Here is a 3899-nt window from a genome sequence, read left to right on the forward strand (position 1 = left end):
GCTTATAAGCAGCAAAAATGAAGTCTCCATCCGGTGCGGTAACGACGAGATTAGAGGAGTTATCACGAATTACTACTCAGCCTTCCAACTTTTGAAAATTAGAAACATCATGATTCCCCTAGAGCTAATCGAACAGATTGAAGTCTTGGAACCGACAAGCAGTTCAGCAGCATTATCAAAAATTAGCCGCGGTTCACTTCGTTTAGTTACCCGTGAGAGACTTTCAAATCAAGTATAGTAGACATACATAAAACCTACATAACAAAACAGACGCCGCAGCTGCGGCGTCTGTTGCTTTATACAATACGTTTACGAAGCGAGCCAGAAATGTAGTCAATGATAGAGACGGTAATGATAATCCCGATCAGGATGATCCCTACGCGCGGCCACTGTCTAGCGTTAAGCGCGAAAATAAGCGGCGTACCAATCCCTCCAGCACCAATAACTCCAAGCAGAGTTGCTGAACGAACGTTGATCTCGAAACGATATAACGTATACGAGATGAAATCAGGAATTACTTGAGGAATGACGGCGAAGGCCATCCGCTGCCATAGATTAGCGCCTACGGCGTTCATCGCCTCTGTAGGCCCCATATCCATATTCTCAATGGCTTCGGCATACAGCTTCCCGAGCATCCCTACAGAGTGCAATCCTAAGGCCATTACCCCGGCATATGCATTAGGTCCTACAGCTTTGATAAAGATCAAAGCCATAATAATTTCAGGAATCGTACGTACGATACTCAGGAACAATTTCCCTGTTCCCGAAACGGCACGGAATCGGCTCATATTCGCTGCAGCCCAGAAGGCAAACGGCAAACATACAATCGCAGAAACGAAGTTCCCCAAATAGGAAATCGATAACGTTTCAAGCAAGGAACGAAGTAAATCTTCCCCTTCCGGAATATAGACATACGCCCAATCCGGATGAAACAAACCGGAAACCATCGCTTTTGTCAAAATCCAAGTCGTCGGTTGAAATCCTGTTAACTCCAGACCTGTCAACGACCAGATGAATAAAGCGATAACTGCGCCCCATCCTATGATTTTGTAAGTAAGAGCACGAGATTCTGACACTGGCTTCGCACTGCCTTTCAGCAGGTAGGAACGGAACCGGGTACTTACTAAGTCAATGATGACAACAACAATCAACGTGTAGATAACAATCGCACAGGACTGATCATAACGGAACAGATCCAGTGTATTTTTGAGCAGCAAACCAATACCTCCGGCTCCAACCAAACCAAGAATGGCTGACGCGCGGATACTGACTTCAAACGTATACAGAAAATGAGCAAGGTACGTAGGTGCAACCTGTGGAAGGACACCGAAGCGAATCAGCTTCAGCTTATTGGCACCAACGGCTGTCATCGCTTCCAGAGGGCCTGGATCAATCGCTTCCGTCGATTCATATGCAAGCTTAGACAAAATACCGAACGTGAAGAAAATCAGCGCGAGCGTACCTGCTGTCGGGCCGAAGCCCACTAACACCGCAAATAGTGCAGCATACAGCAAATCCGGAATCGTACGAAGCAGGTTCATGATCAGCCTAGCTGGATAAAAAAGCCATGGCGTCGTTGTTACGTTACGTGCTGCAAGAAGCGCCATTGGGTAAGCGAAAATAGCTCCCACAGCTGTACCAATAATGGACATTTGGAGGGTTTGTGCCATCGGTTTCCAAATATCGGCGAAGAACGCCCAATCCGGCGGAAACATTTCCCCAATGAATTTGAGAATTTCCGGCGTTCCGGTCACCAGCTTCGTGAGTGTCGCATCCGTCTGGTAAATGCTCCCGATCAGGAACAGCACCATGATGAAGGCGATGAGATAAATCTTCGTCCGAGGAGGTCTTTTGACAGACGTCACACTCATCCCTCCTGCACCCCCAGCAGCTCATCTTTCTTAATGGCACGGCCATAAATTTCGGAGAAAACCTCATCCGTCGCTTCAGCAACGGGTCCGTCGTATACGACTTTACCTGCACGAAGTCCAATAATACGTGTTGCATATTCGCGTGCAAGATCGATAAAGTGCAAGTTAACGACTGTTGTGATACCCAGTTCCGTATTAATTCGTTTCAGGTCATCCATAACCTGTCTCGTGGTTAAAGGATCCAAGGAAGCAACAGGCTCATCCGCCAAAATGATCTTGGCTTCTTGGGCAAGCGCCCTCGCAATGGAGACACGCTGTTGTTGACCGCCGGACAATTCATCAGCGCGTGAATAAGCCTTCTCCCGAATGTTCACTCTTTCCAGTGCTTTCAGGGAAAGCTCAATATCATGCTTAGGGAATAATCCAAGAACCGTACGAAGTGTGGAATGATAGCCTACACGACCAGATAATACGTTGCGGAGCACCGTGGAACGCTTAACTAGATTGAAGGTCTGGAAAATCATCCCGATATCTCTGCGCATCCGGCGTAATTCAGCACCATTGGCTTTGGTGATCGATTTGCCATCTATCAAAATTTCTCCGTCTGTCGTCTCATGTAGGCGGTTGATTGAACGCAATAAAGTCGATTTCCCCGCACCAGAGAGACCAACAATAACAACGAACTCCCCCGGTTTAATAGTCAAATTAATGTCGTTCAGACCCACAGTTCCGTTAGGATACACCTTGGAAATATGTTTAAACTCAATCATATAAGTCCTACTTTCTCTAAATGGTATCAAAGATCAGACCAAACTAATTCAACGAATTTCGTCAAAATCCTTCTTTCTATGATAACCTTTAGAAAATATTCATATTCCAATGTTCACCATTACAACAAAATAGCCCCGGAACTTGCTCCGGGGCTAGTCGATATTCTAAACTTTAGCTCGCCAGCGCTCCTCGATTTTCATCCCTTTCCATACCGCAATGGAGACGATCCACGCGATAACGAACAAGGCAACGAGGATGAAACCTAAGGTGCCGAAATCAATGTCCTGCAGCCAAGTCCAGAAGGCGCCTTGCATATCGAACTCTTCCGAGAGTACTTGCCCCAGTTCAATGACACCGATAATTAAAGCAGCAATGACGGCCAGAGCGGTTACAGTCAAATTGTAATAAAGCTTACGCACGGGCGTATGGAAAGCCCACTTGTAGGCTTTGGTCATGAACATCCCATCGGCTGTGTCAAACAAGCTCATGCCTGCTGCAAACAGCAGCGGGAGTGAAATGACACCGATGAAGGGAATCGCATCTTTGGCCGCATGGGCAGAGATAGCTAACAGCGCAATTTCACTAGCCGTATCGAAGCCTAGGCCAAAGAGAAAACCTAACGGATACACATGCCAGCTTTTGCTGATGAAGGAGAATAACGGTTTGATCATGCGGGCAATGAAACCACGGGATTCCAACAGCTCTTCAAACTCATTGTCATCCTGCTTGCCGCCGCGAAATTTGACGAACAGTTTATATAAGCTTATTAGAATAATCAAGTTTATAACACCAATGATAACAAGGAAAAGTCCGGATACCGAAGCACCAATGACGCCGCCGAAACGCTGCATCCAAGGAAGCTCCCGCTCCGCCCATGTCACCGAAAAAGCGGTCACAATCGCCATCAGGAAAACGACAGAAGAATGACCCAGCGAGAAATAAAAACCGACGCCTAACGGATTGCGTTTCTGTTGAACAAGCTTACGGACCGTATTGTCAATGGCCGCGATATGATCGACGTCAAAGGCATGCCGCATGCCTAGCGTATAAGCAAGCAGTCCGATTCCCCAAAAGGCAGGAGACGATTTGGCTACGGAATAAAGTCCAATAAGCCCTAATACATGGAGAAGCAAGATAAAGCCTACATATCCGCCCCAGCTCTTCCGCTGCTCCAGCAATGATTTCCACATGTGGTAAACACACACCCTTCCCATTCGTGCTACGATTTATTAATAATGTAGCACACGTGTGCAGGAC

At 46.9% G+C, this 3899-nt stretch carries 3 protein-coding genes and 1 pseudogene; 1 reads left to right on the forward strand and 3 read right to left on the reverse strand.

Going from position 1 to position 3899, the window contains the following annotated elements; translation table 11 throughout:
- Window positions 1-238 (forward strand): annotated as a pseudogene (locus AC1DUA_RS27590) (hypothetical protein); the annotation flags it as partial.
- A 58-nt stretch (window positions 239-296) separates the two neighbouring features.
- On the opposite strand, the gene phnE reads toward AC1DUA_RS27590, so the two are convergent.
- The 3 genes from phnE to AC1DUA_RS27605 all read right to left on the reverse strand — a co-directional run bounded on the left by phnE (window position 297) and on the right by AC1DUA_RS27605 (window position 3832).
- Window positions 297-1871 (reverse strand): phosphonate ABC transporter, permease protein PhnE, encoded by a 1575-nt coding sequence (gene phnE / locus AC1DUA_RS27595; protein WP_477502809.1) that lies wholly within the window; start codon window positions 1869-1871, stop codon window positions 297-299.
- Window positions 1868-2641: a phosphonate ABC transporter ATP-binding protein gene (gene phnC, locus AC1DUA_RS27600; protein WP_167062076.1), complete on the reverse strand. Its 774-nt coding sequence runs from the start codon at window positions 2639-2641 to the stop codon at window positions 1868-1870. Before phnC ends, phnE begins: the two co-directional genes overlap by 4 nt.
- A gap of 165 nt (window positions 2642-2806) precedes the next feature.
- Window positions 2807-3832, reverse strand: coding sequence for a HoxN/HupN/NixA family nickel/cobalt transporter (locus AC1DUA_RS27605; RefSeq protein WP_477502810.1), 1026 nt, complete (start codon window positions 3830-3832; stop codon window positions 2807-2809).
- Window positions 3833-3899: the final 67 nt, after the last annotated feature.

This window comes from Paenibacillus sp. 01T422 (assembly GCF_056398785.1).

Excerpts from the sequence above, each read along its gene's own strand:
- phnC (WP_167062076.1), bottom strand. The coding sequence starts at position 2,641 with ATGATTGAGTTTAAACATATTTCCAAGGTGTATCCTAACGGAACTGTG.
- phnE (WP_477502809.1), bottom strand. The coding sequence starts at position 1,871 with ATGAGTGTGACGTCTGTCAAAAGACCTCCTCGGACGAAGATTTATCTC.
- AC1DUA_RS27605 (WP_477502810.1), bottom strand. The coding sequence starts at position 3,832 with ATGTGGAAATCATTGCTGGAGCAGCGGAAGAGCTGGGGCGGATATGTA.